14 protein-coding genes are annotated in these 25,941 nt (G+C 62.9%); 10 read left to right on the top strand and 4 right to left on the bottom strand.

Annotated features, from left to right (window positions below; translation table 11 throughout):
- Positions 1-127: 127 nt before the first annotated feature.
- The 5 genes from ACSBQS_RS08440 (at position 128) to ACSBQS_RS08420 (ending at position 7,782) form a co-directional block, all read left to right on the top strand.
- Positions 128-1,267, top strand: coding sequence for an agmatine deiminase family protein (locus ACSBQS_RS08440; RefSeq protein WP_342164642.1), 1,140 nt, complete (start codon positions 128-130; stop codon positions 1,265-1,267).
- A 278-nt stretch (positions 1,268-1,545) separates the two neighbouring features.
- On the top strand, positions 1,546-2,688 hold the full coding sequence (locus ACSBQS_RS08435) for an efflux RND transporter periplasmic adaptor subunit (protein WP_197749842.1): 1,143 nt from the start codon (positions 1,546-1,548) through the stop codon (positions 2,686-2,688).
- A gap of 1 nt (position 2,689) precedes the next feature.
- Positions 2,690-5,827, top strand: a complete 3,138-nt coding sequence (locus ACSBQS_RS08430; RefSeq protein WP_434990248.1) for an efflux RND transporter permease subunit — start codon at positions 2,690-2,692, stop codon at positions 5,825-5,827.
- Position 5,828: 1 nt separating this feature from the next.
- Positions 5,829-7,271, top strand: a complete 1,443-nt coding sequence (locus tag ACSBQS_RS08425; protein WP_332107971.1) for an efflux transporter outer membrane subunit — start codon at positions 5,829-5,831, stop codon at positions 7,269-7,271.
- Positions 7,272-7,428: 157 nt separating this feature from the next.
- Positions 7,429-7,782, top strand: a complete 354-nt coding sequence (locus tag ACSBQS_RS08420; RefSeq protein ID WP_033643122.1) for a DUF1493 family protein — start codon at positions 7,429-7,431, stop codon at positions 7,780-7,782.
- A gap of 7 nt (positions 7,783-7,789) precedes the next feature.
- Here ACSBQS_RS08420 and ACSBQS_RS08415 read toward each other — a convergent pair whose 3' ends face one another.
- Complete coding sequence (locus ACSBQS_RS08415) at positions 7,790-8,359, bottom strand: DJ-1/PfpI family protein (RefSeq protein WP_197749840.1); 570 nt, start codon at positions 8,357-8,359, stop codon at positions 7,790-7,792.
- A gap of 133 nt (positions 8,360-8,492) precedes the next feature.
- Between ACSBQS_RS08415 and ACSBQS_RS08410 the strand changes: the two genes are divergently transcribed.
- Complete coding sequence (locus ACSBQS_RS08410; RefSeq protein WP_197666479.1) at positions 8,493-10,031, top strand: long-chain-fatty-acid--CoA ligase; 1,539 nt, start codon at positions 8,493-8,495, stop codon at positions 10,029-10,031.
- Positions 10,032-10,070: 39 nt separating this feature from the next.
- Here the strand turns inward: ACSBQS_RS08410 and ACSBQS_RS08405 are convergent, their stop codons facing one another.
- Entirely contained in the window at positions 10,071-11,345 is a 1,275-nt protein-coding gene (locus ACSBQS_RS08405) for a Glu/Leu/Phe/Val family dehydrogenase (RefSeq protein WP_033643119.1), read from the bottom strand.
- A gap of 542 nt (positions 11,346-11,887) precedes the next feature.
- Positions 11,888-12,235: an antibiotic biosynthesis monooxygenase family protein gene (locus tag ACSBQS_RS08400; RefSeq protein WP_033643118.1), complete on the bottom strand. Its 348-nt coding sequence runs from the start codon at positions 12,233-12,235 to the stop codon at positions 11,888-11,890.
- A 511-nt stretch (positions 12,236-12,746) separates the two neighbouring features.
- Between ACSBQS_RS08400 and ACSBQS_RS08395 the strand changes: the two genes are divergently transcribed.
- On the top strand, positions 12,747-13,367 hold the full coding sequence (locus ACSBQS_RS08395) for a helix-turn-helix transcriptional regulator (RefSeq protein WP_042784528.1): 621 nt from the start codon (positions 12,747-12,749) through the stop codon (positions 13,365-13,367).
- Positions 13,368-13,417: 50 nt separating this feature from the next.
- Here ACSBQS_RS08395 and ACSBQS_RS08390 read toward each other — a convergent pair whose 3' ends face one another.
- On the bottom strand, positions 13,418-15,607 hold the full coding sequence (locus tag ACSBQS_RS08390) for a TonB-dependent siderophore receptor (protein ID WP_147837934.1): 2,190 nt from the start codon (positions 15,605-15,607) through the stop codon (positions 13,418-13,420).
- A 202-nt stretch (positions 15,608-15,809) separates the two neighbouring features.
- Between ACSBQS_RS08390 and fes the strand changes: the two genes are divergently transcribed.
- From fes to ACSBQS_RS08375, 3 genes are read left to right on the top strand one after another with little or no spacing between them, the layout of a single operon-like run.
- Positions 15,810-17,117: an enterochelin esterase gene (fes, locus tag ACSBQS_RS08385; RefSeq protein ID WP_223524935.1), complete on the top strand. Its 1,308-nt coding sequence runs from the start codon at positions 15,810-15,812 to the stop codon at positions 17,115-17,117.
- 29 nt (positions 17,118-17,146) lie between these two features.
- Positions 17,147-17,371 (top strand): MbtH family protein, encoded by a 225-nt coding sequence (locus tag ACSBQS_RS08380; RefSeq protein WP_033643114.1) that lies wholly within the window; start codon positions 17,147-17,149, stop codon positions 17,369-17,371.
- 51 nt (positions 17,372-17,422) lie between these two features.
- The gene (locus ACSBQS_RS08375) at positions 17,423-25,933 is read left to right on the top strand and encodes an amino acid adenylation domain-containing protein (RefSeq protein ID WP_434990240.1); all 8,511 of its coding nucleotides are present in this window, start codon (positions 17,423-17,425) and stop codon (positions 25,931-25,933) included.
- The last annotated feature ends 8 nt before the right edge of the window (positions 25,934-25,941 follow it).

Below are 25,941 nucleotides of genomic sequence, written 5' to 3'. Positions count from 1 at the left end.
TAATCAGATATCCACTAAATATATCGTTTGTCGCAGCGGCAGGGGAAGACTAGCATGAGATTCAATTCCCGGAGAGCGAAAAAACCGGTTAACCAATTGAATTTAAATTAATTAAAAGAGGGCGTTTATGTCAACACGTCGCACCTTTATCAAGCAGCTTTCGGCGGTGGCCGGCGTCGGCTTGACGGTATCATTGGGTATTTCGTTACGCGGTCACGCAAAAGCTGCGCTTAATCCGGCCTGGCGCTTGCCGGATGAAGGGGAACCGCAGCAGCGGGCGTTTATCGCGTTCGGCGCGCAGCGCGCGATTTGGGGCGACCTCATGGCGGACGTGCGGGCGGCGCAGGGGCGTATCGCCCACGCCATCGCCGAATTTCAGCCGTTGACGGTTTTTTGCCGCGAGCGTGAACGGCAATTGGCCGAGGCCACCTGCGGCAGTCACAACGTTAGCTATGTCGTCACCGAGCTGGATGATATCTGGATGCGCGACATCGGCGCCAATTTCGTCGTCAATGATGCCGGCGAACTGGGCGCAGTGGATTTCAACTTCAACGGCTGGGGCGATAAGCAGCAGCATGCCAGGGATGCGCGTCTGGCAGGGTTTGCCGCCAGGCGATACGGCGTCGCTCAACCGCGCCGCAGCGCACTGGTAGGCGAAGGCGGCGGCATTGAGGTGGATGGGCGCGGCACCGGCATCATGACCGAGAGCAGTTGGGTGAATGCGAACCGCAACCCGGGCTGGAGCAGGGATCGGGTTGAGCAGGAGCTGAAGGCGATGCTCGGCCTGCGTAAAATTATCTGGCTGCCGGGCATTAAAGGCCGGGACATCACCGATGCCCACGTCGATTTTTACGCCCGTTTCGTGCGGCCGGGCGTGGTGGTGGCCAATCTGGACACCGACCCGGCCTCTTACGATCATGCGGTCACCCAGACGCATCTGGCGATCCTCAAGACAGCGACCGACGCCGACGGCCGCACGCTGCAGGTGCATACGCTCTCGCCGCCGCAGGCACCGCGCGACAGCCGTTTCAGCCGCCGCAATCCTGATTTCGCGGCGGGCTACATCAACTATTTCGTTATCAACGGCGCGGTGATCGCCCCGGAGTTTGGCGACCCGCAGGCGGACAAGGCGGCGTTTGAACTGCTGTCGGCGCTCTATCCGCAGCGCAAGGTGGTGCAGCTGGAGATCGACGCGATCGCCGGCGGCGGCGGCGGCATTCACTGCGTGACCAGCCAACTGCCGGCGCCTGGCAAACCAGACCCGTGAATGTTCAAAAAATACGCGTGCGGTTGTTTGTCATCATCGGGTGTTTAGGCTGGTTAAACCCTAAAAATCCCACGCGGCGCCGCCCCCGGCTGAAGTGGAACGCTTTATTGCATGGGCTAAAAACCGCTGCGGCAATGTGCTGAAACCACGCTGAACGAGATTGCGCCACCGTTTTCCGCTTCGAAAAGATTTTACGCAATCCTTACGCAACCCTTTCAGAAGCGCATTCCGGCATTCGATATATTGAGAATAATCATTCTCAACAGGATCGTATTGCAATGCAGAGGAAAACGCTTTTGGCGCTGGGGCTTTCGCTGTCGCTGGCCGCCTGCGATGGGCAAAACGCCGGCGCGCCGACGGGCGCAGGCGGTGAACGGGAGGTCGGCGTCGTCACGTTGCGCGGCCAGTCTGTAACCCTGAGCAGCGAGTTGACCGGCCGGGTTAACGCCACCATGACCTCCGACGTGCGGCCGCAGGTCGACGGCATCATCAAGCAGCGGCTGTTTACCGAAGGGGCCGAGGTGAAAGCCGGGCAGGTCTTGTATCAAATTGACCCCGCCAGCTATCAGGCCAGCTACGATCAGGCCGCCGCCCAGCTGAAAAACGCTCAGGCCACGGTGCAATCCACCCGGCTCAAATCGCAGCGCTATGCGGCGCTGGTGAAAGAGAACGGCGTTTCCAAACAGGACGCAGACGACGCCAAAGCCGCGTATCTGCAGGCCGTGGCGTCGGTGGCGCAGTATCAGGCGGCGCTGGAAACGGCGCGCATCAACCTCGCCTATACCCAGGTGCGGGCGCCGATCGCCGGCCGCATCGGCATTTCGTCGGTGACGCCGGGCGCGCTGGTCACCGCCGGCCAGACTGATGCGTTGGCCACCATCCGCGCGTTGGATCCGATCTATGTCGATCTGACCCAGTCCAGCGCCCAGTTGCTTAAACTGCGCCGTCAGCAGGCCGCTTTGCAGCGCGGTGCGGTCACGCCGGTCGCCATCAAGCTGGAGGACGGCACGTCTTATGCCCACGCCGGCAAGCTGGAGTTGACCGAGGTGGCGGTGGATGAGGCCACCGGTTCGGTCACGCTGCGCGCGGTGTTCCCCAACCCCGAACATGAGCTGTTGCCCGGCATGTACGTCCATGCCACGGTGGATAACGGCGTCGATCCCAAAGCCATCCTGGCGCCGCAGCAGGGCATCACCCGCAACGCCAAAGGGGAAGCCACCGCGTTGGTGGTAAACGCGCAAAACAAAGTGGCGCAACGCACCGTCAGCGCCGAACGGGTGGTGGGCAGCAACTGGCTGATCGACAGCGGGCTGAACGACGGCGATCGCCTGATCGTCGAAGGCACCAGCAAGGTGACGATCGGCGCCGCGGTGAAGCCGGTAGACGTCTCGGTCGACAAAACCCAACGCGGGGAGCAGTGATATGGCGCAGTTCTTTATCCGGCGTCCGGTATTCGCCTGGGTGATCGCCATCATCATCATGCTGTGCGGTCTGATGTCGATCAATTCATTGCCCGTCTCGCAGTACCCGGACGTCTCACCGCCGCAGATCGCCATCTCCGCCACCTACCCGGGCGCGGACGCGGAAACGCTGGAAAACAGCGTCACCCAGGTGATTGAGCAGCAGCTCACCGGCCTGGACGGCCTGCTGTATTTCTCGTCGACCAGCAGCGCCAGCGGCTCGGTCAGCATCAACGTCACCTTTGAGCAGGGCACCGATCCGGATATCGCTCAGGTGCAGGTGCAAAACAAGGTGCAGCAGGCGGAAAGTCGTCTGCCGAGCGCCGTTACCGCGCAGGGCGTGACGGTCAAAAAATCCCAGAGCAGCTTTCTGCTGATCGTCGGGCTGTATGACGAAAGCGACAAGGCGACGATGGCCGATATCTCCGACTATCTGGTCAGCAACCTGCAGGATCCGCTGTCACGCATCGAGGGCGTCGGTGACGTGCAGGTGTTCGGCTCGGAATACGCGATGCGCATCTGGCTGGATCCGACCAAACTGGCGAGCTTTTCGCTGATGCCTTCCGACGTGCAGACGGCGATCGAGGCGCAAAACACCCAGGTGTCCGCCGGCAAGATAGGCGATCTGCCGGCCGCCGCCGACCAGCAGCTGACCGCCACGGTGAAGGCGCAGTCGCGGCTGCAAACGCCGGAACAGTTCCGCAATATCATCCTGAAAAGCGACAGCAGCGGGGCGCTGGTGCGGCTGGGCGACGTGGCGCGGGTTGAGCTGGGCAACGAAGACTACTCCGCCAGCGCGCACCTCAACGGCCACCCGGCGGCGGGGATCGCGGTCAAGCTGGCGGCGGGCGCCAACGCCCTGAGCACCGCCAAGCTGGTAAAGGCCAAGGTGGCGGAATACCAAAGCGCCATGCCGCAGGGCTACAAGGTGGCCTACCCGAAAGACAGCCCCGACTTCATCAACATCTCGATCGAAGAGGTGGTGAAAACGCTGTTTGAAGCGGTGGCGTTAGTGGTGGTAGTGATGTTCGTGTTTCTGCAAAACCTGCGCACCACGCTGATCCCGACCATCACCGTGCCGGTGGTGTTGCTGGGCACCTTCGGCGTGTTGGCGGCGTTCGGCTATTCGATCAATACCCTGACGCTGTTCGGCATGGTGTTGGCGATCGGGCTATTGGTGGACGATGCCATCGTGGTGGTGGAAAACGTCGAACGCGTGATGCGGGAGGATAAGCTGCCGCCGCGCGAGGCGACGGAGAAATCGATGCGCGAAATCACCGGCGCGCTGGTCGGCATCGCGCTGGTGCTGTCGGCGGTGTTTCTGCCGATGGCGTTCTTCGGCGGCTCCACCGGGGTGATCTACCGCCAGTTTTCGATCACCGTCGTCTCCTCGATGGTGTTGTCGGTGGTGCTGGCGTTGACGCTGGCGCCGGCCTTGTGCGCCACGTTGCTGAAACCGGCGCACGATGCGCAGACCGACAAAGGCTTGCTGGGCAAATTCAACCGCGGCTATGACCGGCTGCAGGAGAAGTACGCCGACAAAGTCGGCGCAGTGATCCACCGGCCGACGCGTTATCTGCTGCTGTACGGCCTGCTGTTGATTGCCGCGGCCGTGATGTATCTACGCTTGCCGACCGGCTTTCTGCCCAACGAGGATCAGGGCACGGTGATGGTGCAGTACACCTTACCGGCCGGTGCCACCAACGCGCGCACCTCGGCGGTGAGCGAGGCGGTGACCGCCTATTTCCTCGACCAGGAAAAGGCCAACGTCAGCACCATTTTCACCATCAACGGTTTCGGCTTCAGCGGCAGCGGGCAAAACGCCGGCATGGCGTTCGTCAGCCTCAAGGACTGGAGCCAACGCAGCGGCAGCGAAAACACCGCCGACGCCATCGCCAAACGCGCCATGGCGCACTTCGCCTCGCTGCGCGACGCCCAGGTCTTCTCCATGAGCCCGCCGGCGATCGACGGCTTTGGCCAGTCCGACGGCTTTACCTTCGAGCTGCAGGCCAAAGGGGCGACCACCCGCGCCGAGCTGCAGGCGATGCGCGACCAGATCGTCGCCGCCGCCGGGAACAATCCGGCATTGCTGGCAGTGCGCGCCAACACCTTGCCGGACACCCCGCAGCTGCAGGTGGAGATCGACAACGGCAAGCTGCAGGCGCTCGGTCTGAGCGCCGCGGACGTCAACAGCACCCTCAGCAGCGCGTTCGGCAGCACCTACATCAACGACTTTATCGACCGCAACCGGGTGAAAAAAGTCTATATGCAGGGCGACGTAGAGTACCGCGCCAAGCCGGAAGATCTCGACAAATGGTTTGTGCGCGGCACCAACGCGGCGGGCGACAGCAGCATGACGCCGTTCTCCGCCTTTGCGTCTTCGCACTGGATCTACGGCCCGGAAAACCTGTCGCGCTATAACGGGCTGTCGTCGTTCGAGATCACCGGGCAGGGCGCCGCCGGTGTCAGTTCCGGTACGGCAATGAGCGAGATGGAGAAACTGGCGGCGAAATACTCCGCCGGCAGCAGCTTTTCCTGGAGCGGGCTGTCCTATCAGGAACGGCTGACCAGCGGCCAGGCGTCGTCGCTGTACGCCATTTCGCTCATCGTGGTGTTCCTGTGCCTGGCGGCGCTGTATGAGAGCTGGTCGATTCCATTCGCGGTCATGTTGGTGGTGCCGATGGGCGTGGTGGGCTCACTGCTGGCGATCACGCTGCGCGGGCTGGAAAACGACATCTACTTTCAGGTGGCGCTGCTCACCATCATCGGGCTGTCGGCGAAGAACGCCATTTTGATCGTCGAGTTCGCCGAGGAGATGCACCAGCGGGGGGAAACGCTGATTGGCGCGGCGGTCCACGCGGCGCGCATGCGCCTGCGGCCGATCCTGATGACCTCGCTGGCGTTCACCGCCGGGGTGCTGCCGCTGGCGGTATCCAGCGGCGCCGGCGCCAACAGCCGAATCGCCATCGGCACCGGCATTATCGGCGGCACGATCACCGCCACCGCCTTGGCGATCTTTTTCGTACCGCTGTTTTATGTGTTGGTGCGCCGCATGTTTACCCGTCGGCCCACCAACTCGCCGTCGCAGGCAGGAGAATAACGTGTTGCAACGAGTCATGATGTTAACTTTACCGCTGCTGCTGAGCGGATGTCTGTCGCTGGATCCGCACTACCAGCGCCCGGCGGCGCCGGTGCCCGCCAACCTGCCGCAGGGCGAGGCCGCCGGCAAGCAGGCGTTGAGCTACCCGGACGTCGCCTGGCGCGACTATGTGCAGGACGCCAGGCTGCGGCAGGTGGTGGCGATGGGGCTGAACAGCAGCCGCGATCTGCGTGAGGCGATCGCCAATATCGCCTCGGCGCGTGCCCTGTACGGTGAGCAGCGCTCGACGCTGTTCCCGACGATCAACGCCACCGCCGACGGCAGCCGCGGGCGTTCGCTGACCGGCAACGGCAATGCCACCGCCATCAGCCAGAGCTACGAAGCGCAGGGCGGCGTCAGCGCGTTCGAGCTGGATCTGTTCGGCAAGAACGCCAGCCTGTCGCGGGCGGCGTTCGAAACCTATCTGGCCAACTCGGAAGCGGCGAAAAGCACCCGTCTGACGCTGATCGCCGATATCGTCACCGACTGGGTGGCGGTGGCGGCCGAGCGCAGCAATCTGGCGGTGGCGCAGCAGACGATGGAAAGCGCCAAACGTTCGCTGGACGTGACGCGCAACAATCAACAGCACGGCATTTCGTCGCTGGTCGACGTGGCGTCGGCGGAAACCGTTTATCAGCAGGCGCGTTCGGACGCCGCCAGCTACGCCACCCTCGCCGCGCAGGCGAAGAACGCGCTGGATTTGGCGGTGGGGCAAAGCGTGCCGGAAAACCTGCTGCCCGGCGGTATCGATGCGCTCGGCGAAATCATGCGCAATCTGCCGGCCGGGGTGTCTTCGCAGGTGCTGCTGACGCGGCCGGACGTGCTGCAGGCCGAGCATAAACTGAAATCCGCCAACGCCAACATCGGCTCGGCGCGGGCGGCGTTCTTCCCGTCGATCAGCCTGACCGCCAGCGGCGGCGTGGGCAGCGGTGAACTCTCGGCGCTGTTCAGCCACGGCGCCGGCGTCTGGTCATTCGCCCCGAGCATCAGCCTGCCGATCTTCAGCGGCGGCTACAACACGGCTCAGCTCAACTACACCCAGGCGCAGAAAGACCTGTATGTCGCCACCTATGAGAAAGCGGTGCAGACGGCATTTCAGGAAACCGCCGACGCGCTGGCGCGCAAAGCCACGCTGCAGGAACAGCTGGCGGCGCAAACCGGCTATGTGGCGGCGGCGCAGCAATATTATCGCCTGGCCGAACTGCGTTACCGCCAGGGCGTGGACAGCTACCTGACGCTGCTGGACGCGCAGCGCACGCTGTATACGGCGCAGCAGTCGCTGATCGCCGCACAGCAGACCGCGTACGACAATCAGGCGACCCTGTATAAAGTGTTGGGCGGCGGGGTTGCCGCCGAGCGGCAGGGGAACGGCGTCATCGCCGATAAGGCGGCGCTCAGCCGCTAACCGTCGACCGCGCGCGCCGCGAGTTGGGCGGCGCGCGGTTTACTTATGGAAAGTGTAAAGAAACGGAAAACCCGCGCGGCGGCCCGAACTCGCCGCGGCGGGCAGAGTCAGACAGATAATTGCATTCACCTTTTCTTCATATCGGCTCGAGGTCGTCATGGCAGAAGACATTCAGCAACAGGTCATCGCGCTTATCGCCGCATTCAACGCACCAGGGCGGCAGAAGAAGGGGGCGGTCATCACCCCGGAAACCGAGATTAACACCGCGCTCAACCTGTCGTTCAGCGACTCCAACACGCTGATGCGCCGCTACTTCGATACCTTCGGCGTCGACAGCAGCAACTACAACCACGAGCTGTATTTCCAGCCGCCGAGCAATACCGGGCGCTGGTTTTCCCCCTCCGCCTGTAAAGAACACACCCGGCCGCTGTGCGTATCGATGCTGGTGCGCTCGGCGCGCGCCAAACGCTGGCTGTACGACATCCATTTTCTTATCGAGCAATTGCGCTAGCGCCAGGTTACTGCTCCAGCAGCTCGGCGAATTTCGCCAGCCACTGCGGATGCGCCGGCCAGGCCGGGGCGGTGACCAGATTGCCGTCGACGTGCGCCTGATCGATGCCGATCTCCGCATAATGGCCGCCGCCGAGCCGCACCTCCGGGGCGCAAGCCGGGTAGGCGCTGCAGGTGCGGCCCTTCAACACCCCGGCCGCCGCCAGCAGCTGCGGGCCGTGGCAAACGGCAGCGATCGGTTTTTTGGCGGCGTCGAACGCCTGCACCAGCGCGATCACGTCGGGATTCAGGCGCAGGTATTCGGGCGCCCGACCGCCGGGGATCAACAGCGCGTCATAGTGTTCTTCTTTGGCGGCGCCAAAGTCGGCGTTCAGGGTGAAACGATGACCGGGTTTCTCGCTGTAGGTCTGCGCGCCGTCAAAGTCGTGGATCGCGGTCTGGATGTAGTCGCCGACGGCTTTGCCGGGGCACACGGCGTCCACCCAATGGCCAAGCATTTGCAATGCCTGAAACGGCACCATGGTTTCGTAATCTTCGGCGTAGTCGCCGACCAGCATCAGGATTTTTTTCTTGCTCATGATCACAACTCCTGCAGGAGGGGGAATGCCTAAGGTATAGCCCAGCGCCCCTGGGAATGCGAACCGCAAAGCGCCTATCTATACTCGTGATACTGCGGCGCTTTCTCGCCGCTCAACCCAGGGAGGATCCCCGATGCTGAATCTGGCTACCTTGCTTGAAGAAAGTGCGCGCATCTGGCCGGAACGGCCGGCGGTGATACAGGACGATATACCGCTCAGCTATCGGGCGCTGAATGAAATGGCTAACCGGGTAGCGAATTTACTGGTCGCGCGCGGCGTGCAGCCCGGTGAACGGGTGGCGCTGGCCTGCCCCAATCGGCCGGAGTTTCCGGCTATCTATTACGGCATTCTCAAAAGCGGCGCGGTGGTGGTGCCGCTCAATATTCTGCTTAAGAGCGCAGAGTTCGACTATTACCTGGCGGACTCGGCGGCGGTGGCGTTGTTTTGCTTCGAAGGCAGCAGCGGCCTGCCGTTGGGGGAAGAGGCGCTGCGGGCGGCGGCGAAGGCGGAGCAATGCCGTGAGGTGTTTATCATCGGCGATCGGCTGCCGCTCGAAGGCGAACGTTTCAGCACGGCGATAGCCGAACAGGCCACCGAGTTCGCTTCGGCCGCGACGCTCGAAAGCGACACGGCGGTGGTGCTGTATACCAGCGGCACCACCGGCCGGGCCAAAGGGGCTGAGTTGACCCACGCCAACCTGGTGCTTAACGCGCTGGGATCGGTGAGGCTGTTCGACGGCTCGGAAACGGATCCCGATCGCCATCTGGTGACGTTGCCGCTGTTCCACACGTTTGGTTCGACGGTGCAGATGAATGCCGGATTTTCCGCCGCCGCCACCCTGGTGCTGGTCGAACGCTTCGACGCCGCGCAGGCCATCGCGCTGATGCAGCGGCACGGCATTACCTTTTTTGCCGGCGTGCCGACCATGTATTGGGCGTTGTTGAATGCACTGGATGAGCATACGGATATCGAGCGCCTGCGCAGCACGCTGCGTATGGCGGTGTCCGGCGGGGCCAGCCTGCCGGTGCAGATCCTGGAGGATTTCTCGCGCCGCTTCGGCGTCAACATTCTCGAAGGGTATGGGCTGTCGGAAACCAGCCCGGTCGCCACCTTTAACCATCCGCACCGCGTGACCAAACCCGGCTCTATCGGCCAACCGATCTGGGGCGTGGAGGTTCGCTTGCTCGACGTCACCGGGCAACCGATCGACGGTGTCGATCAGGTGGGAGAGATCGCGGTGCGCGGCTACAACATCATGAAAGGCTATCTGAACCGTCCCGAGGCGACGGCGGAAGTGCTGGAAAACGGCTGGTTCCGCACCGGCGATCTGGCGCGCCGCGATGCCGACGGCTTCTATTTCATCGTCGATCGGGCCAAGGACATGATCATTCGCGGCGGGTTCAACGTCTATCCGCGCGAGATTGAAGAGGCGCTGATTCGCCATCCGGCGGTGTCGTTGGTGGCGGTGATCGGTGTCGAGCATCCTTCGCTGGGTGAAGAGATCAAAGCGGTGGTGGTGTTGAAAGAGACGGAGGAGCCGATCGAGGAAGAGGCGCTGATCGCCTGGAGCCGGGAGAGGCTGGCGGCGTTCAAGTATCCGCGTATCGTCGAGTTTGTCGAACGCTTGCCGATGACCAGTACCGGTAAGGTGTTGAAACGCTGTTTGCGCTGAGGAAAATCCGGCCTGCCGGGGCAGGCCGGGAAACGGGCATTAACCTGGGTAGATGCCACGCTCTTTACGTGCGGTCAGGATGCGCTCGCAAGCCACGATATAAGCGGCGGTGCGCAGGCTGCACTCTTTCTCTGCGGCCTTGTTCCAGACGTGGACCATCGCGTCGGTCATGATCTTGTCCATACGCTCGTTGATCTCGGACTCGCTCCAGAAGTAGCTCGCCATGTCCTGCACCCACTCGAAGTAACTGACCGTTACGCCGCCGGCGTTACAGATAACGTCCGGAACCACAGTGATGTTACGGGAACGCAGAATGTCGTCCGCTTCTGGGAAGGTTGGGCCGTTAGCCCCTTCCAGCACCAGCTTGGCGCTGAGGATTTCGGCGCGCTGACGGGTGATCTGGCCTTCCAGCGCCGCAGGGATCAGGATGTCCATGTCAACCGACCAGAACGCTTCGCTTTCGATCTCGCTGGCGCCTGGGAAACCGGCGATCTGCTTGTGCTTGGCCTGGTATTCGGTCAGCGCGGCCAGATCGATGCCGTTGGCGTTGAACAGGGTAGCGGAGTGGTCCTGGATGGTGACGACGCGAGCGCCGACGCCGACGAACAGGCGAGCCGCTTCGCTGCCCACGTTACCGAAGCCTTGCACCGCTACTTTGGCGCCTTCGATCTGCACGCCCAGACGCTTGGCCACTTCGCTGCCGGTCACGAACACGCCGCGGCCGGTCGCTTTCTCACGGCCCAGGGAGCCGCCGAGGTGGATTGGCTTACCGGTTACCACGCCGGTGATGGTGGTGCCGTGGTTCATGGAGTAGGTATCCATCATCCAGGCCATCACTTTGGCGTTGGTGCCGACGTCCGGCGCAGGAATGTCTTTCTGTGGCCCGATGATGAAGCCGATTTCGCTGGTGTAGCGGCGGGTCAGTCGCTCCAGTTCACCTTCAGACAGTTTGAACGGATCGACGCGGATGCCGCCCTTGGCGCCGCCGTACGGCAGGTTGACCGCGGCGCACTTGATGGTCATCCAGGCGGACAGGGCCATCACTTCGTTCAGATCGACGTCAGGGTGGAAGCGGATACCGCCTTTACCCGGCCCGCGCGACAGGTTGTGCTGTACGCGGAAGCCTTCGAAGTGACGGATGGTGCCATCGTCCATCTGCAGCGGGATATCGACAATCAAAGCGCGTTTAGGGTGACGCAGCGTATCAACCCAGCGTGAGAGGTCGCCGAGGTAAGGAGCGACGCGATCGATTTGTTGCAGATATGTAGCCCAAGCGGTGGTGCTGCTGTCTGAAGCGTAGGATAGCTTTTCCATAACCAACCTTTATATTTTAGAGGTATTTATTTCGTTTAACCGTGGATTAGCAAGCGCATAACACTTTGCGCCGCTAAATTTACCACTAATTATGCCGGTTGTTAGCCCCCCGCTCATCGGGCCAGCGGACGGTTTTTCGCCGCCTGCAGGGCGGTAAATGAATAGTTAATTACTTTTCGCCGGCCGTTAGCGGTCGCATGCATACTTTATGCATATAAAACGCATAAAAACCCTTTATATCTATTTTTCAGAAGCTTGAATGTGATCAAAAAGTTTCATTTTATTTAACTGCTATGTTGACAATGGCGTTTCCCCTCGGCAGCGTTAAAATCCTGTTAAAATGCCGTCTGCCGCCGCGTTTTGCCTGGGCAGCGAGAAGCATGATTCGGGGCTGTTTTACCGTATTGCGGCAGAAGAGTGGGCTGAAAAGCGTGTTCACCTGAAACGGACGGGTGACCGCGAGCGGCCGGCCACCCGTTCTGGTTTGGCGAATCAGCGTTTAAAGAAGACCGCGCCGCGGTGGCGTGGTCGTCCGATACGCATTAGGCGCCGGTATGCTGATAGCGTTGTAATTCCACCGGTTCAGCGCCGATACTCGCCAGATATTCTTTGACGGACGCCGGCGCGGAAGCTTGCGTAAATTGGTAGATGTTTTCATCCGCATCCAACAGCGTCTCCCATTTTACAATGTTCACCCAGCGAGGCTCATTGTCTACGCTGATGCCCGAGTCACGCGAAATAAACCCGTTCTGGTTCGAGATAAATTCCTCTTCTACGCGCTTGTCCAATACGGCAAACGCTTCAGGGCTGAGTGAGGCCGGCAGTTTAAAACTTGAAATTTCAATAATGTAGCTGTTGGCGGAACAGTCCGCCTTGGATTCATAATTCATAATAAAAGTCCTTTAAATTAAATTGCTTATACAACTCAAATTAAGCTGCATCCTTATTGCAGTACTGCAGGTTAAATTTATTCCTGATGTCTGAAATAAATAATTAGGAATAATCTGAATTGGCGCTTTGTTTTATGCAAAACATGATGATTTATATGAGATTTTTCTTGCATAAGGGAGTTTGCTAATCAACTCGCCAACGGCCTGAGGCAATAATTCAATAACGGTGGTGCGGTTATTAATGTCATTGGCAAGGGGCGGTTTTTAAATAAAAAACGGTAGGTGAACGGCGTGGTTAACCTATTTCCTTTTCCACTTTGAAGGGGCGTGCGTTATTTCGCCGGCGACCGGCAATGGCCAATCATGCCCCCCCGTCGGGATAAAAGGTCACTTGCGGCGCAGCCGGTGGTGAGGGGGGAACCAACGCCATCCGCTCGGCAAGCGGCGGCAACTGCGGTATGCTAAGCGGCTGAACAACAAACCAAACCGGGCTATACGGAGACACCCCAGCGTGGCGAATTCTTCTTCTCAACTTGAACTGTTGCGGTCGGTCGCCGACGGCATCGCGGCCCTGTTTTTCCCGAATGCGGAAGTGGTGATCCACGATTTGGCCGCCAACAAGATAGCTTACCTGGCGAACAACCTGTCGAAGCGCAAACCGGGCGACGACGCGGGGCTGGAAGATTTCACGTTTGATGGCGGCGCCAACGTGACCGGCCCCTACGAGAAGCTGAACTGGGACGGCAAAAAGATGCGCTCGGTGAGCATCGCCGCGCGCGACGAGCAGGGTAACCCCAGCTATCTGCTGTGCATCAACCTGAGCACCGCGATGTTCGAGGACGCCCGCAACGCGCTGGATATGTTCCTGTCGGTCACGCGATTGCAGCCGCAGCCGCAACAGCTGTTCAAAGACGACTGGCAAGAGAAGATCAATACCTTCCTGCATGACTGGCTGCGGCGCGAGAACGCTGCGCTCGGCGCGCTGAGCCGCGAACAGAAACGTCGGCTGGTCAGCGATCTCTATCATCAGGGGGCGTTCAAGGCCAAAAGCGCGGCGGACTATATCGCCAACGTGCTGTCGATGGGGCGCGCCACGGTGTACAAGCATCTGCGGGAATTGAAGCAAGAGTAAACGCGGCGGGAAAGGTGGAAGAAAGGGGCGGCGCTGGCCGCCCCTTTTCGTTACCAGCGGTAGTTCACCGAAGCGATGACGCTGCGGCCGCTGCCGTAGAAGCAGGCGTACTCGCCGCTGCAGGATGAAACGTATTTCTTGTCCGTCAGGTTCTGCACGTTGAGCTGCAGCGCCGCACCGCGCAGCGCCGGCGAGGCCTGGCCGAGATCATATTTCACCATGGCGTCGTACAGCGTGTAGTGCGGCACATCGTACTGGCCGGTGGCGTCGGCCGGCGCATCGCCGATGTAACGCACGCCGCTGCCGACGGTCAGGCCGTTGAGCGCGCCGCTCAGGAAGCTGTAGCTGCCCCAGGCGGACGCCGCGTGGCGCGGAATGCCCGCCGGGCTGTGGCCGATTTCGTCGGCCGAGTTGGAGTCTTTGGTCACCACGTCGGTGTAGGTGTAGGCGGCGATCAGCTTGATCTCCGGCGTCGGCTGAGCGTGCACTTCCGCCTCAATCCCTTTGGATTTCACCTCACCGATCTGCTCGTAGGCGGAGGTGAGACGGTTGTAAGACGCCACATTGCGTTGGGTGATGTCGAACCAGGAAAGGGTCAGCAGGGTGTTGCCGCCCGGGATCTGGTACTTCACGCCCACCTCGGTTTGTTTGCCGGTGGTCGGCTTGAGCGGGTCGGCGCCCGGCGCGCTCGGGTACAGGTTAGGATCGAACGAGGTGCTGTAGCTGACGTACGGCGAAATGCCGTTGTCGAAGGCGTAGAGCAGGCCCGCACGGCCGGTGAACTGGGCATCATTGTAGGTCTGCTCTTTGCCGCCGCTGGTGCGATCGCGGGTGTTGACCTGCGACCAGTCCTGACGGCCGGACAGCAGCAGGTTCCAGTTATTCCACGCCAGCTGGTCCTGCAGATACACCCCGACCTGATTCAGCGTCTTCAAATCGCTGGAAGCCAGCGCCAGCGTGCTGCCATCGATGCTGGGACGAACCGGGTTGGCCCAGTCGATCGGGTAATCGTTGCCGCGATCGCGATACATCTTCGAATCGATATGGCTGTAGCGGTAATCCAATCCGCCCAGCACCGTGTGCTTCACCTCGCCGGTGTCGAACAGGCCCTTCAGTTGGTTATCCACGCCAAACTCGTTGGTCATCTGCGTTTCATGCTGCGCCATGCGGGTGACGGTGTGGTCGTTGACCTTCGAGTTTACGTTATAAACCAGATATTTATAGTCCTCATCACGGTGGGTGAAACGCAGGTTCTGGGTAAACGACAGCGCATCGCTGAAGTTGTGCTCGAGGCTGTAGCCGATCGACGCCTGCTCGCGCCGCGACTTGTTGAAGCTGGGTTCGCTGATGTTGAAGTCATAGGGCACATAGCCCGCGCTGGTCGGGAACAGCGTGCCGGCGCGCGGCAGGAAGTTGCGCGATCCGGCTTTCGGATCGTTCTGGTAGCTGGTCAGCAGCGTAAAACTGGTGTCTTCGTTCGGCAGCCAGGTGAAGGCCGGGGCGATGGCCACCCGTTGCTGCTTGCTGTCTTTGACAAACTCATGTTCGGTTCTGGCGATACCGTTCAGGCGATAGAACAGGGTGTTGTCGTCGTTGAGTTTGCCGCCGAAGTCGAACGCCGTTTCCGCCAGATGACGGTTACCGGTGCTGAATTTAACTTCGTGAATGCTCTGGGCGGTAGGGCGTTTGCTGGTCATCACCACCACGCCGCCGGGGCTGACCTGGCCGTAAAGTACGCCGGCCGGGCCGTGCACCATTTCCACGCGCTCCAGCAACCAGGGATCGATCTGCCCGGCGCCGCCGTTTTGGCTCGAGAGGCCAAAGTGCAGGCCGTCGAGCAGCTTGGGCGCGTAGCGGAAGCCGCGGCTGATCACTTCGTCATTGCGGTTGGAATTGCCGCGATAGGTGGTGATCACCCCGCTGGTGTAGTTCAAGGCGTCGGCGACCGACGCCGGTTCCTGGTCGTTCATTTGCTCGCGCGTCACCACCGAGATGGACTGCGGGGTTTTGCTCAGCGGGGCGGCGGTTTTGGTGCCGGCGGCGCTCTCTTTGGCGACGATCCCTTTGACGGGCGCGGTCACGCTGCTCTGCGCGTCGGCGGTCACCACCATCGTCTCGTCCGCCGCGGCAAAAGCGTTTTGCGCGAAGGGCAGTAGCGCCAGCGTCGCCCCCAGCAACAGCCGGTTGGCGGACATCGCCTCTGTGCTATCGTTTTCTATCCCTTTGTTTCTAATATTCATTATCTCTCCTGCATGCCTACTTTTGTGTGTAATGCCACCCTGATAAACCCCGCAATGCCGATGAATACGCTTTCCCTCGTCGACGCGGAGACGTCGCGTTTGCACGACGGCAAAAATCCGACAAATAGTATTGAAAATGATAATGAGTATCAATACGATTGTCAGGTTTTGTAAAAGTCACGCACGTTATGTAAGGGGCGCTATGGAGTTTTTGCCGGAAAAGAGGCCAGAACAGGGCCATGAGGGATTGGCGGCGCACTGGCTGCGTGAGGCGGCGGCGGGGCAACCCGCATGGTGGCAGAAGGTTGCCGCTCATGGCACGCCTGTCGTCGACGCGCACGATGAACAGCACGTCAGAATGACCTGGCTATGGCGCGATCCTGCCGGCGACGAGCGGCTCTCGCCGATATGCCGGGTCTATGCCGATATCAACGGCATTACCGACCATCACAGCACGTCCCCCAGCAGCCTGAAAAGGCTCCCCGGCACCGACGTTTGGTACGGCGCGGCCGTTGTCGACCGCCGCTGGCGCGGCAGTTACAGCCTGATCCCGATTACGGCGCGAGATCTTCCTCCCGTCTTCAGCGACGACGAAACGTTGCGCGATCGCCAGCAGCGCGCCTGGTGGGTATCGCTGTTCCCGTTGGCGATCGCCGATCCGCTGAATCGCACCTCGCTGGGGCCGGCTTATCGCCCGCGCGCCGTTTCCCTGGCTCAGGGGCCGGACGCGGACGACCAAAGCGCCTGGCAGGCCGCCGATCGGCCGTTGGATGAAGCGCGGCTACAACTTTTTCACTGGCACAGCGAACGGCTGGGCACCCGGCGGCGCGTGTGGCTGTATGCCGGCGGCGAGGCGGCGGACAACGCCAACCGCCCGCTGGTGCTGCTGCTCGACGGCCAGAACTGGATCGAAAGGCACGCATTGCTGCCGGTGATTGAGAACGAGACCGCAAAAGGGCATCTGCCGCCCGCGTGCTGGCTGCTGATCGATGCGATCGATGGCGAACACAGGGAAAACGAGCTGCCTTGCAACGCCGCCTTTTGGCAGGCGGTGATCGACGAACTGCTGCCGCAGGCGCAGCGGCGCGAACCGTTCAGCGAAGAGGGGGCGCGCACCGTGGTCGCCGGCCAGAGCTACGGCGGGCTGGCGGCGTTATACGCCGGCCTGCACTGGCCCGAGCGCTTCGGCCATGTGCTGAGCCAGTCCGGCTCCTTCTGGTGGCCCACGGTGCAATTCGTTACCCAGTTTGAAAAACGCCACGAGTTGGAGGAAGGCTGGTTGATACGCCAGGTTCGGCAGCGCGGCGCGACCGCGCCGACGCTCACCGTGATTCAGCAAGCCGGCGATCGGGAGGCGGACATCGAATTCGTCAATCGCCAGATGCACCAGGCGCTGACGGCGGCCGGGCATCGTGCCGACTACCGCGTGTATTCCGGCGGACATGACGCGCTCTGCTGGCGCGGCGGTCTGGTGGACGGCGTGCGCCGGCTGCTTTCCGCAATGAAGTAATTCCACATTTTGACAGACAGGTAAGGCAAATGACTCAGGAACAACAAAACCCGTTCGATGACGAAAGTCTCCGTTTCTCCGTGTTGGTCAACGCGCAACAGCAGTACTCGCTGTGGCCGCAGTTTGCCGATACGCCGCCGGGATGGCGCGTGTTGATGGGGCCGGCGTCGCGCGGTGAATGTATCGACTATATCGAAGCGCACTGGCAGGACATGCGGCCGGCGTCGTTGAAAGCGGCGGATGCGCCGCGTTAATCGCCGCACAGCCACATCGCTACATTCCGTTTGAGGAAAAGGACAGACACCATGTCAGAAACGCTTTCTTTGCCGGATACTCAGGTCGAGTATCGGGATTATCCGCTGGTTGCGGCGCAACCGGGGATCTGGATTGCCGACCAAATCGCGCTGCGGCGCAACAGCTTTGCCGTGGCGCACTACACCGAACTGCACGGCGATATCGATCGTTCGGCGCTGGAGCGCGCGATTCGCCAGGGGCTGGCGGAGGCGGATACGGTTCAGGCGCGCTTCTTTGAGGCGCAGGACGGCCAGCCGGTGCAACGTTTACCGCTGAACGCGGATCCCGCGCGGGTGCTGGCGCCGGAGTGGTTTGACTTCAGCGCGCGGCCAGACGCCGAGCAGGCGGCGCTGGCGCTGATGCACGACGATCTGGCGCAGGATCTGCCCGCGGACGGCGAGCGCCCGCTCTATCGCCATGCGGTGATCCGCATCAGCGCCGATCGCTGGTTCTGGTACCAGCGCTTTCATCATCTGACCCTGGACGGCTTCAGCTTCGAGGCCATCACCCGCCGGATCGCCGATATCTACCGCGCGCTGCGCCACGGGCTGTCGCCGGCGGCCTCGCCGTTTACCCCGTTCGGCAAGGTGGTGGAAGAGTTTCAGCAATGGCAAACGTCGCCCGCACGCCAGCGGGCGGCCGAATTCTGGCGGCAGCATCTGCGCGATCTGCCGTCGCCGCTGTCATTGGCGACGGAAAACCGCGAGGTCGAACCGGGCGCTCGGCCGCTCAAACAGGCGCTGGTGCTGCCGGAGTCGCTGTTTGACGAAGCGCTGCGCGATGCGGCGCTGCAGTCGTTGCAACCGGCCGATATCGTCACGGCGGCGCTGGCGATGTATCTGGCGCGCATGAGCGGCGAAACCCGGCTCTCCATCGGTTTTCCTTTCATGCGCCGCATGGGCTCGCAGGCGCTGGCGGCGATCGGCCCGGTGGTTAACGTGCTGCCGCTGCTGCTGAACGTGACGCCTGAGATGTCGCTGGCGGACGTCTGCCAGGCCACCGCGGCGGAAATCAAACAGGTGCGGCGCCATCAACGCTATGAGGCGGAGCAGATCAAACGCGATCTCGGCCTGGTCGGCGGCCATCAGGAGCTGTACGGCCCGGTGGTCAACGTCAAGGTTTACCACAGCGCCTTGTCCTTCGACGGTCAAGCGGCCGTTACCCATACGCTGGCGATGGGGCCGGTCGACGACCTCGAGTTTGAGATCGGTTTTCGAAGCGGCGTGCTGACGCTGTCGTTGGTGGCCAACCCGGCCAAATACGCGCCGCGCACCTTGCAAGGCCATGCGGAGCGCATTGGCCATTGGCTGCAGCAACTGGCGCGGCGGCCGCATCAGCCGAACGGTCAACTGGCGCTGGTCAGCGAAGGGGAGCTGCGCCAACTCGCGGCCTGGGGGCGCGGCGCTGAGCTGACGCCGCCGGCGGGCATGGTGTCGATCATGGACGCTTTCCAGCGTCAGGTTGAGCGACAGCCCGAGGCGTTGGCGGTGACCTGCGGCGATGTGCGCCTCAGCTACCGTCAACTCAGTGAACGGGTGATGCAACTGGGGCGCGTGCTGATCGAAAGCGGTATCGGCGCCGAAGACGTGGTCGCCATCGGCATTCCGCGCTCGGTGGACACGCTGGTCGCGCTGTTTGGCGTGTTGGCCAGCGGCGCGGCCTATATGCCGCTCGATCTGGATTATCCGCGTGAACGTCTGGCGCTGATGTGCGACGACGCGCGGCCGGTGATGCTGCTGACCCACAGCGACACGCGGGCCAACATGCCGGGTCTGCCGCAGATCATGTGCCTCGATGAGGCGCAATGCCGGGCGCGCTGCGCGGCCGCCGAGGCCGCGCCGATATCGGACGAAGAGCGGCGCGTGCCGCTGAACGAGGCGCATCTTGCCTACATGATTTACACCTCCGGTTCGACCGGCAAACCCAAAGGCGTGATGTCCACGCACCGCGGGCTGCTGAACCTGTTCTTGTCGCATCAGGCCTCGCTGTTCGGCCCGGCGATTGAAAAATTCCAGGCTCGCCGCGGGCGGCGTCTGCGCGCCGGGCATACCGCTTCGTTCTCTTTCGACTCCTCCTGGGAGCCGCTGTTCTGCATGATGATGGGCAGCGAACTGGTTATCTTCGATGAAGAGCTGCGCCGCGACCCCTGGGCGCTGCTCGAACAGACCCAACAGACCCCGATCGATCTGCTGGACATCACGCCGTCGTTCCTCTCGCAGTTGGTGGATTGCGGCCTGCTGAAGGGACAGTTCCCGCTGCCGGCGTTTGTGATGATCGGCGGCGAGGCGGCGACGCCGACGCTGTGGAACCTGATGCGGCAGCATCCGGAAGTCGAGATCCATAACTATTACGGCCCGTCCGAATACACCGTCGATACCCTCGGCGCGCCGGTCACGGCCGCAGACCAGCCGGTGATCGGGCGCCCCCTGGCCAATACCGAAATCTGGCTGCTCGACAGTCGCCTGCAGCCGGTGCCGATCGGCGCGGCGGGGGAACTGTACATTTCAGGCAAGGGCATCGCGCGCGGTTACCTGCGCCGCCCGGATCTGACGGCGGCGCGCTTTGTCGCCAATCCGTTCGCCGACGGCGAGGTGATGTACCGCAGCGGCGATCTGATGCGTTGGAGCGCGGACGGCCAGCTGGTGTTCATTGGCCGTACCGATCACCAAATCAAAGTGCGCGGCTTCCGCGTCGAACTGGGTGAAGTGGAGAGCGCGCTGGCTGCCTTGCCAGACGTGGGGCGGGCGGTGGTGATCGCCGAGCCGATCGGCGCCACCTATCGCCTGATCGGTTACTGCTCGGTGCAGGATGACGCGCGGCGCGCCTCACCCGCGCTGCAGAGCGAGCTGCTGGCGCAGTTGGCGCAGCGTCTGCCGGATTACATGGTGCCGGCGATCCTGGTGGTGATGCCGGAGCTGCCGCTTAACGTTAACGGCAAGATTGACCGTCAGGCGCTGCCCAAACCGCAGGAGACGCTGGCGCAAAGCCTGCGCGAGCCGGCCACCGAGCAGGAAAGGCTGATTTGCCGCGCCATGGCCCAGCTGTTGGGGATGGAGCGCGTCGGCGCCGACGACGATTTCTTCGCGCTCGGCGGCGACAGCATCTCGGCGATGGGGCTGGGCACCGCCCTGCGGCGCAACGGGTATCTGCTGCGGCCGCGTGAGATCTTCGCGCTGCACACCCCCGCGCGCATGGCGCAGGCGATGCAGCCGCTGGCCGTTGGATCTCAGGCCGCGCGCAGCGTGCAGCAAGGCCCGATCGACGGGCTGCCGATCCTGCACTGGTTTGCCGAGACGGGCGACATGCATCGTCTCTTCGCGCACGGCGTTTTCCTGCGCGTGCCTGCCGAATTGCAACCGGCACAGCTGCGTTATGCGTTGGAACAGCTGCGTACGGCACACCCGGCGCTGGGCGCGCGGATCCGCGACGGCCAGTTGGTGGTTGAAACCGCCGCCGCCGGTGAATTGATGCAGCGTCATCCCGTATCCGGCGATCTGGAAACCGCGGCGGAACAGGCGTTTGATGCCGCGCTGGCGCGCCTCAATCCGGCCGAGGGCAGCATGATGCAGGCCATCTTGTTGCAGCGTGACGGGCAGAGCCTCGGGCTGGTGCTGGCGATCCATCACCTGGTGGTTGACGGCGTTTCCTGGCGCATCCTGCTCGACGAACTGCGGCAAGCGGCCGACAGCGCCATGCAGGGGCAGCCGATCGCGCTGCCGCCGGAGGAAACCTCGCTCTATGAGTGGTCCGCGCGTTTACGGGCCGACGCCAAACGCCGGGAAACCGAGCTGCCGTTCTGGCGGCAGATGCTGGCGGACGGCGTGCCGCGCTTGGGGCGACGCGCGCTGGATCCGCAGACCGATCGTCTCGCTTCGGTGAGCGAACGGCGCACGCTGCTCGACAGCCGGCTGACCGCCGCGCTGCTGGGCGCCTTGCCGCAGGGATACCGCGCTCAGGTCGAAGAGATCATGCTGTGCGCGCTGGCGCTGGCCTGCCGGCGTCATTTCCAGGCCGCTTCGCTGCGCTTTTCGCTGGAGTCGCACGGCCGCGCCGAACTGGACGATAGCCTCGATCTGGCGCGCACCGTCGGCTGGCTGACGGCGGAGTACCCGCTGTGCATCGAACTGCATGACGCCGAACACCACGAGGCCGTGCGCGCGGTGAAACGGGTGACGCGCGCGGTGGCCGATCGCGGCATCGGCTATGGTCAACTGCGCTATTTGCATCCGCAGCGTGACGAACTGGCCGCGCTGGCGCAGCGCAATGCGCCGGAGATTTTGTTCAACTACCTCGGGCGCTTCGGCCAGGATGAGGGACACTGGACGCCGCTGCGCAGCCGGACCCGTTTCCGCGACGCCTTCGCCGTGGCGCAGGATACGCAGCAGGCGCTGTGTTACGGGCTGGAAGTGAACATCTTTGTCGAAGAGCGGCGCGACGGCGCGTGTCTGGCGATCAACTGGAGCTGGCTGGAGGCTATCTTCAGCTCGAGTGACATCGAGGCGTTGCATAGGGGCATCGAGCAGGCCGTGCGTGCGCTGTGCGAGTTTGCTGAACGGCATCCCGAACGCGCAGCGGCAACGTTGACGGCGGCCGAGATCGCCCAACCGAACGTCGACGATGAAACGCTGCGCGCCTGGGAGCGGGAGTATGGGCCGTTGGCCGATGCGCTGCCGCTGTTGCCCTTGCAGCACGGCTTGCTGTTCCATGCCCAGACGGCGCAGCAGGGCGGCAGTTATAACTCGCTGACGCGCCTGAGCCTCTGCGGCGAACTGGACGCGCCACGGCTCCAGCAGGCGCTGGATGCGGTGATCCGCCGCCATCCGCAGCTGGCCGCGCGGTTCAACCGCGAGGGCGAACCGCTGCAGCTGATACCGCAGGAAAGCCATTGGCCGCTGGACAGCCACAGGCTGCCGCCGCTGTCCGCCGAACAAGAAATGCAGGCGCTGAATGAGCTGGAGCAGAAAGAGCTGCAGCGCGATCTGTTTAACCAGCCGGGCGCGATGCTGCATGCGCTGTGGGTCAAACACGGCGACAGTGAACGCTGCACGCTGTTCCTCAATGCCCACCACCTGATCGTCGATGGCTGGTCGACGCCGGTGGTGCTCAACGATCTGATGCTCGCATTGCGTGAAGGGATAACGGCGTTGCCGCCGCTGCGTTCGAACTATGCCGATATCGTGCGCCGCCTGGCCGCGCGGGATGCCGACGCCTCGCGCCGCATCTGGCGCGAGACGCTGCAGGACGTTCGGCCAACGCTGCTGTTTGGCGAGACGCAGGACGACCGCGTGTTTGAGCTGGAAATGACGCTGCCGCCGGCGGAGGAACAGCGTTTGCTGACCCTGTGCCGCGAACGCGGGCTGACGCTCAATACCGTGATGCAGGGCATCTGGGCGCTGCAGCTGGCCGGCTGTTGCGGCCATCAGGACGTGGTGTTCGGCTCGCCGGTTTCCGGGCGGTTTGGCCAGATCGACGGCGTGGAAGAGCACGTTGGCCTGTTCAGCAACACGCTGCCGGTACGCGTACGGCTGGAAAACGGCCGGCCGTTGACGGAACAGCTGACCGCTCTGCAACACCGGCAGATTGAACTGCTGGAGCACGACGATTTGGGATTGGGTGAGATCCAGCACCTGGCCGGCGCGGGCACGCTGTTCGATACGCTGTTGGTGGTAGAGAACTACCCGGACAACGATGCCTTGCTCGGCGGCACAGGTTCCCTGCGCTGCGACGCCATCCGCAACAAAGGCTATACCCACTATCCGCTGACGTTGCTGGTGCTGCCGGGCGAACGTCTGCGTCTGCTGATGGAGTACCGTGACTCGGTGCCGCAGCCTGAACGCTTCGCCGCGCGGCTGATGGCGCTGCTGCAACAATGGATTGCGCAACCGGATCTGCCGTTGCCGCGCTGGCAATTGCAAACCCCGCAGGAACAGGCGTTGATCGCGGCGGTCAACCGCACCGCACAGGCGGTAGCGGACACCACCTTGCATCAGGCGATCGCCGATCAAGCGCGGCGCACGCCGGAACGCATCGCGTTGCAGGATGCCGGGCACACCCTCAGCTACCGTGACATGCAGCGCCAGGCCGCGCTGTTGGCCGAACGGCTGACGGCGGCGGGCATTCAGCCGGGCGATATCGTCGCGGTGGCGTTGCCGCGTTCCGTGCGCCTCAGCCTGGCGCTGACGGCGATTGTGCAAACCGGCGCCGCCTGGCTGCCGCTGGATACCGGTTACCCGGATGAGCGTCTGGCCTACATGGTGGCAGACGCCAAGCCACGGCTGATTATCACCGAGAGCGCCTTGGATGCCCGTTTTGCCGCGCTGGCGCCGACGTTGCGGTTCGATGCGCTGGAGGACAGCGGGCGCGAACCGATGCAGCGCGCACCGGCGGGGAACGGCGATTATCCCGCCTACGTCCTGTATACCTCGGGCTCTACCGGGCGGCCGAAAGGGGTGGTGGTGAACCACCGGGCGATCGTCAACCGTCTGTTCTGGATGCAGCATGAGTATTCGCTCGATGCGCAGGACGTGGTATTGCAGAAAACGCCGTGCAGCTTCGACGTTTCCGTCTGGGAGTTCTTCTGGCCGCTGATGGTCGGCGCGCGTCTGGTGATGGCGCCGCCGGAGGCGCACCGCGATCCGCAGGCGCTGACAACGTTGATCGACGATTATGGCGTAACCACGCTGCATTTCGTTCCGTCCATGTTGGCTATCTGGGTTGAGGCGCTGAACGAACGTGCGCCGCAGCGCGCCGCCGCCAGCCTGAAACGCGTGTTCTGCAGCGGTGAGGCGTTGTCGTGTGAACTGGCATCCCGCTACCAGGCGTTGGTCGCCGCGCCGCTGCATAACCTGTATGGCCCGACGGAGGCGGCGGTTGATGTCACCTATCAACCGGCGTCCGGCGAGGCATTGGCGGCGGTGAGCGGCGCCGGCGTGCCGATCGGCAAACCGGTCTGGAACACCCAACTGAGCATTCTCGACGCCATGCTGCGGCCGGTGCCCGTCGGCTGCGCCGGCGATCTCTACCTGCGCGGCATTCAGCTGGCCGACGGCTATCTGCATCGGCCGGGATTGACGGCGCAGCGGTTTGTCGCCGATCCCGCCGGCAACGGGGCGCGCATGTATCGCACCGGCGATATCGCCCGCTGGCTGGAAGACGGCAGCGTCGAGTATTTGGGGCGCAGCGACGATCAGCTGAAGATCCGCGGCCAGCGCATCGAACTGGGCGAAATCGAACAGGCGCTGCTGGCGCAGCCGGGAGTAGCGCAGGCGGCGGTGCACGCCATCGAACTGGGTGAGGGCGCGACGGGGCTGGGCGGCGCCGATATGCGGCAGTTGGTCGCCTGGCTGATCGCCCAGCCGGGCGTGACGCTGGATACCGCCGTCCTGCATCAGGCGCTGGAGGCGCGTTTGCCGGCGCACATGATGCCGGTCAGCTATGTCATTACCGACAGCTTCCCGCTCAGCGCCAGCGGCAAGCTGGATCGCAAGGCGTTGCCTCGGCCGCAGCTGAGCCCGCAGAGCGGCCGCGTGCCGCACAGCGACAGCGAGCGCCTGCTGGCGGCGCTGTTCAGCGAACTGCTGGGGCGCGAGACGGTGTATGCCGACGACGACTTCTTCGCGTTGGGCGGCCACTCGCTGCTGGCGATGCGCCTGGCGGCGGAGCTGCGTCGGCGCGTCACCCGGCCGTTGAGCGTCGGGCAGATCATGTTCGCCCGCAGTCTGGAGAAAATGGCGCACCTGCTCGATGACGCGCAGGCCGCCGGCTCGGCCGAGAGCCGCGGCGTCGGCGAGTGCCTGCAGCTGCGGGCGGGCCAAGGCCCGGCGCTGTTCTGCCTGCATCCGGCTTCCGGTTTCGCCTGGCAGTACTCGGGGCTGAGCCGGTATCTGCCGGGGAGTTACCCGATCATCGGTCTGCAGTCGCCAAGACCGGACGGCGTCATCGCCACCTGCGAGGACATTGAGCAGATGGTCGATCGTCATCTCGCCACTCTGCGCCGCCTGCAGCCGCAGGGGCCTTACTACCTGCTGGGCTATTCGCTCGGCGGCACGCTGGCGCATTCGATGGCCGCGCGTCTGCAGCAGCAGGGTGAAGAGGTGGCGTTCCTCGGCATGCTGGATACCTATCCGCCGGAAGGCCAGGACTGGACCGGCCCCACCGAGGAAGAGGCGCAGAAGGAGGTGGCGCAGGAACAGGCCGAGTTTATGGCGGAAGATCATGGCGATCCAACGCTGATGGCGGAGAAGGCGGCGATGTTCGACAGCATCGTCGCCAACTATCGTGACGCGGTGCGCCTTCTTTCTCAGGCGCGCAGTCAGCGTTTCCACGGCACGGCGACGCTGTTTGTCGCCGACCGGACGCTGCCGCCATTGATGGACATCAACGCCGTGTGGGCGCCGTATCTGGATCGGCTGATCTGTCATCACCAAGGTTGCGAGCACGCGGACATTCTGTCGCCGGCCTCGCTGGAGACGCTCGGGCCGCTATTGCATTCGCTGCTGACGCGGCAATACGGATTGGTATAACGCAACCG

It is taken from the genome of Serratia sp. H402Y (genome assembly GCF_051172415.1).
GTDB classification, from domain to species: Bacteria; Pseudomonadota; Gammaproteobacteria; order Enterobacterales; family Enterobacteriaceae; genus Serratia; species Serratia ureilytica.
The sequence above is the reverse complement of the archived record's forward strand: the minus strand, read 5'-3'. Positions and strand labels throughout refer to the sequence as shown.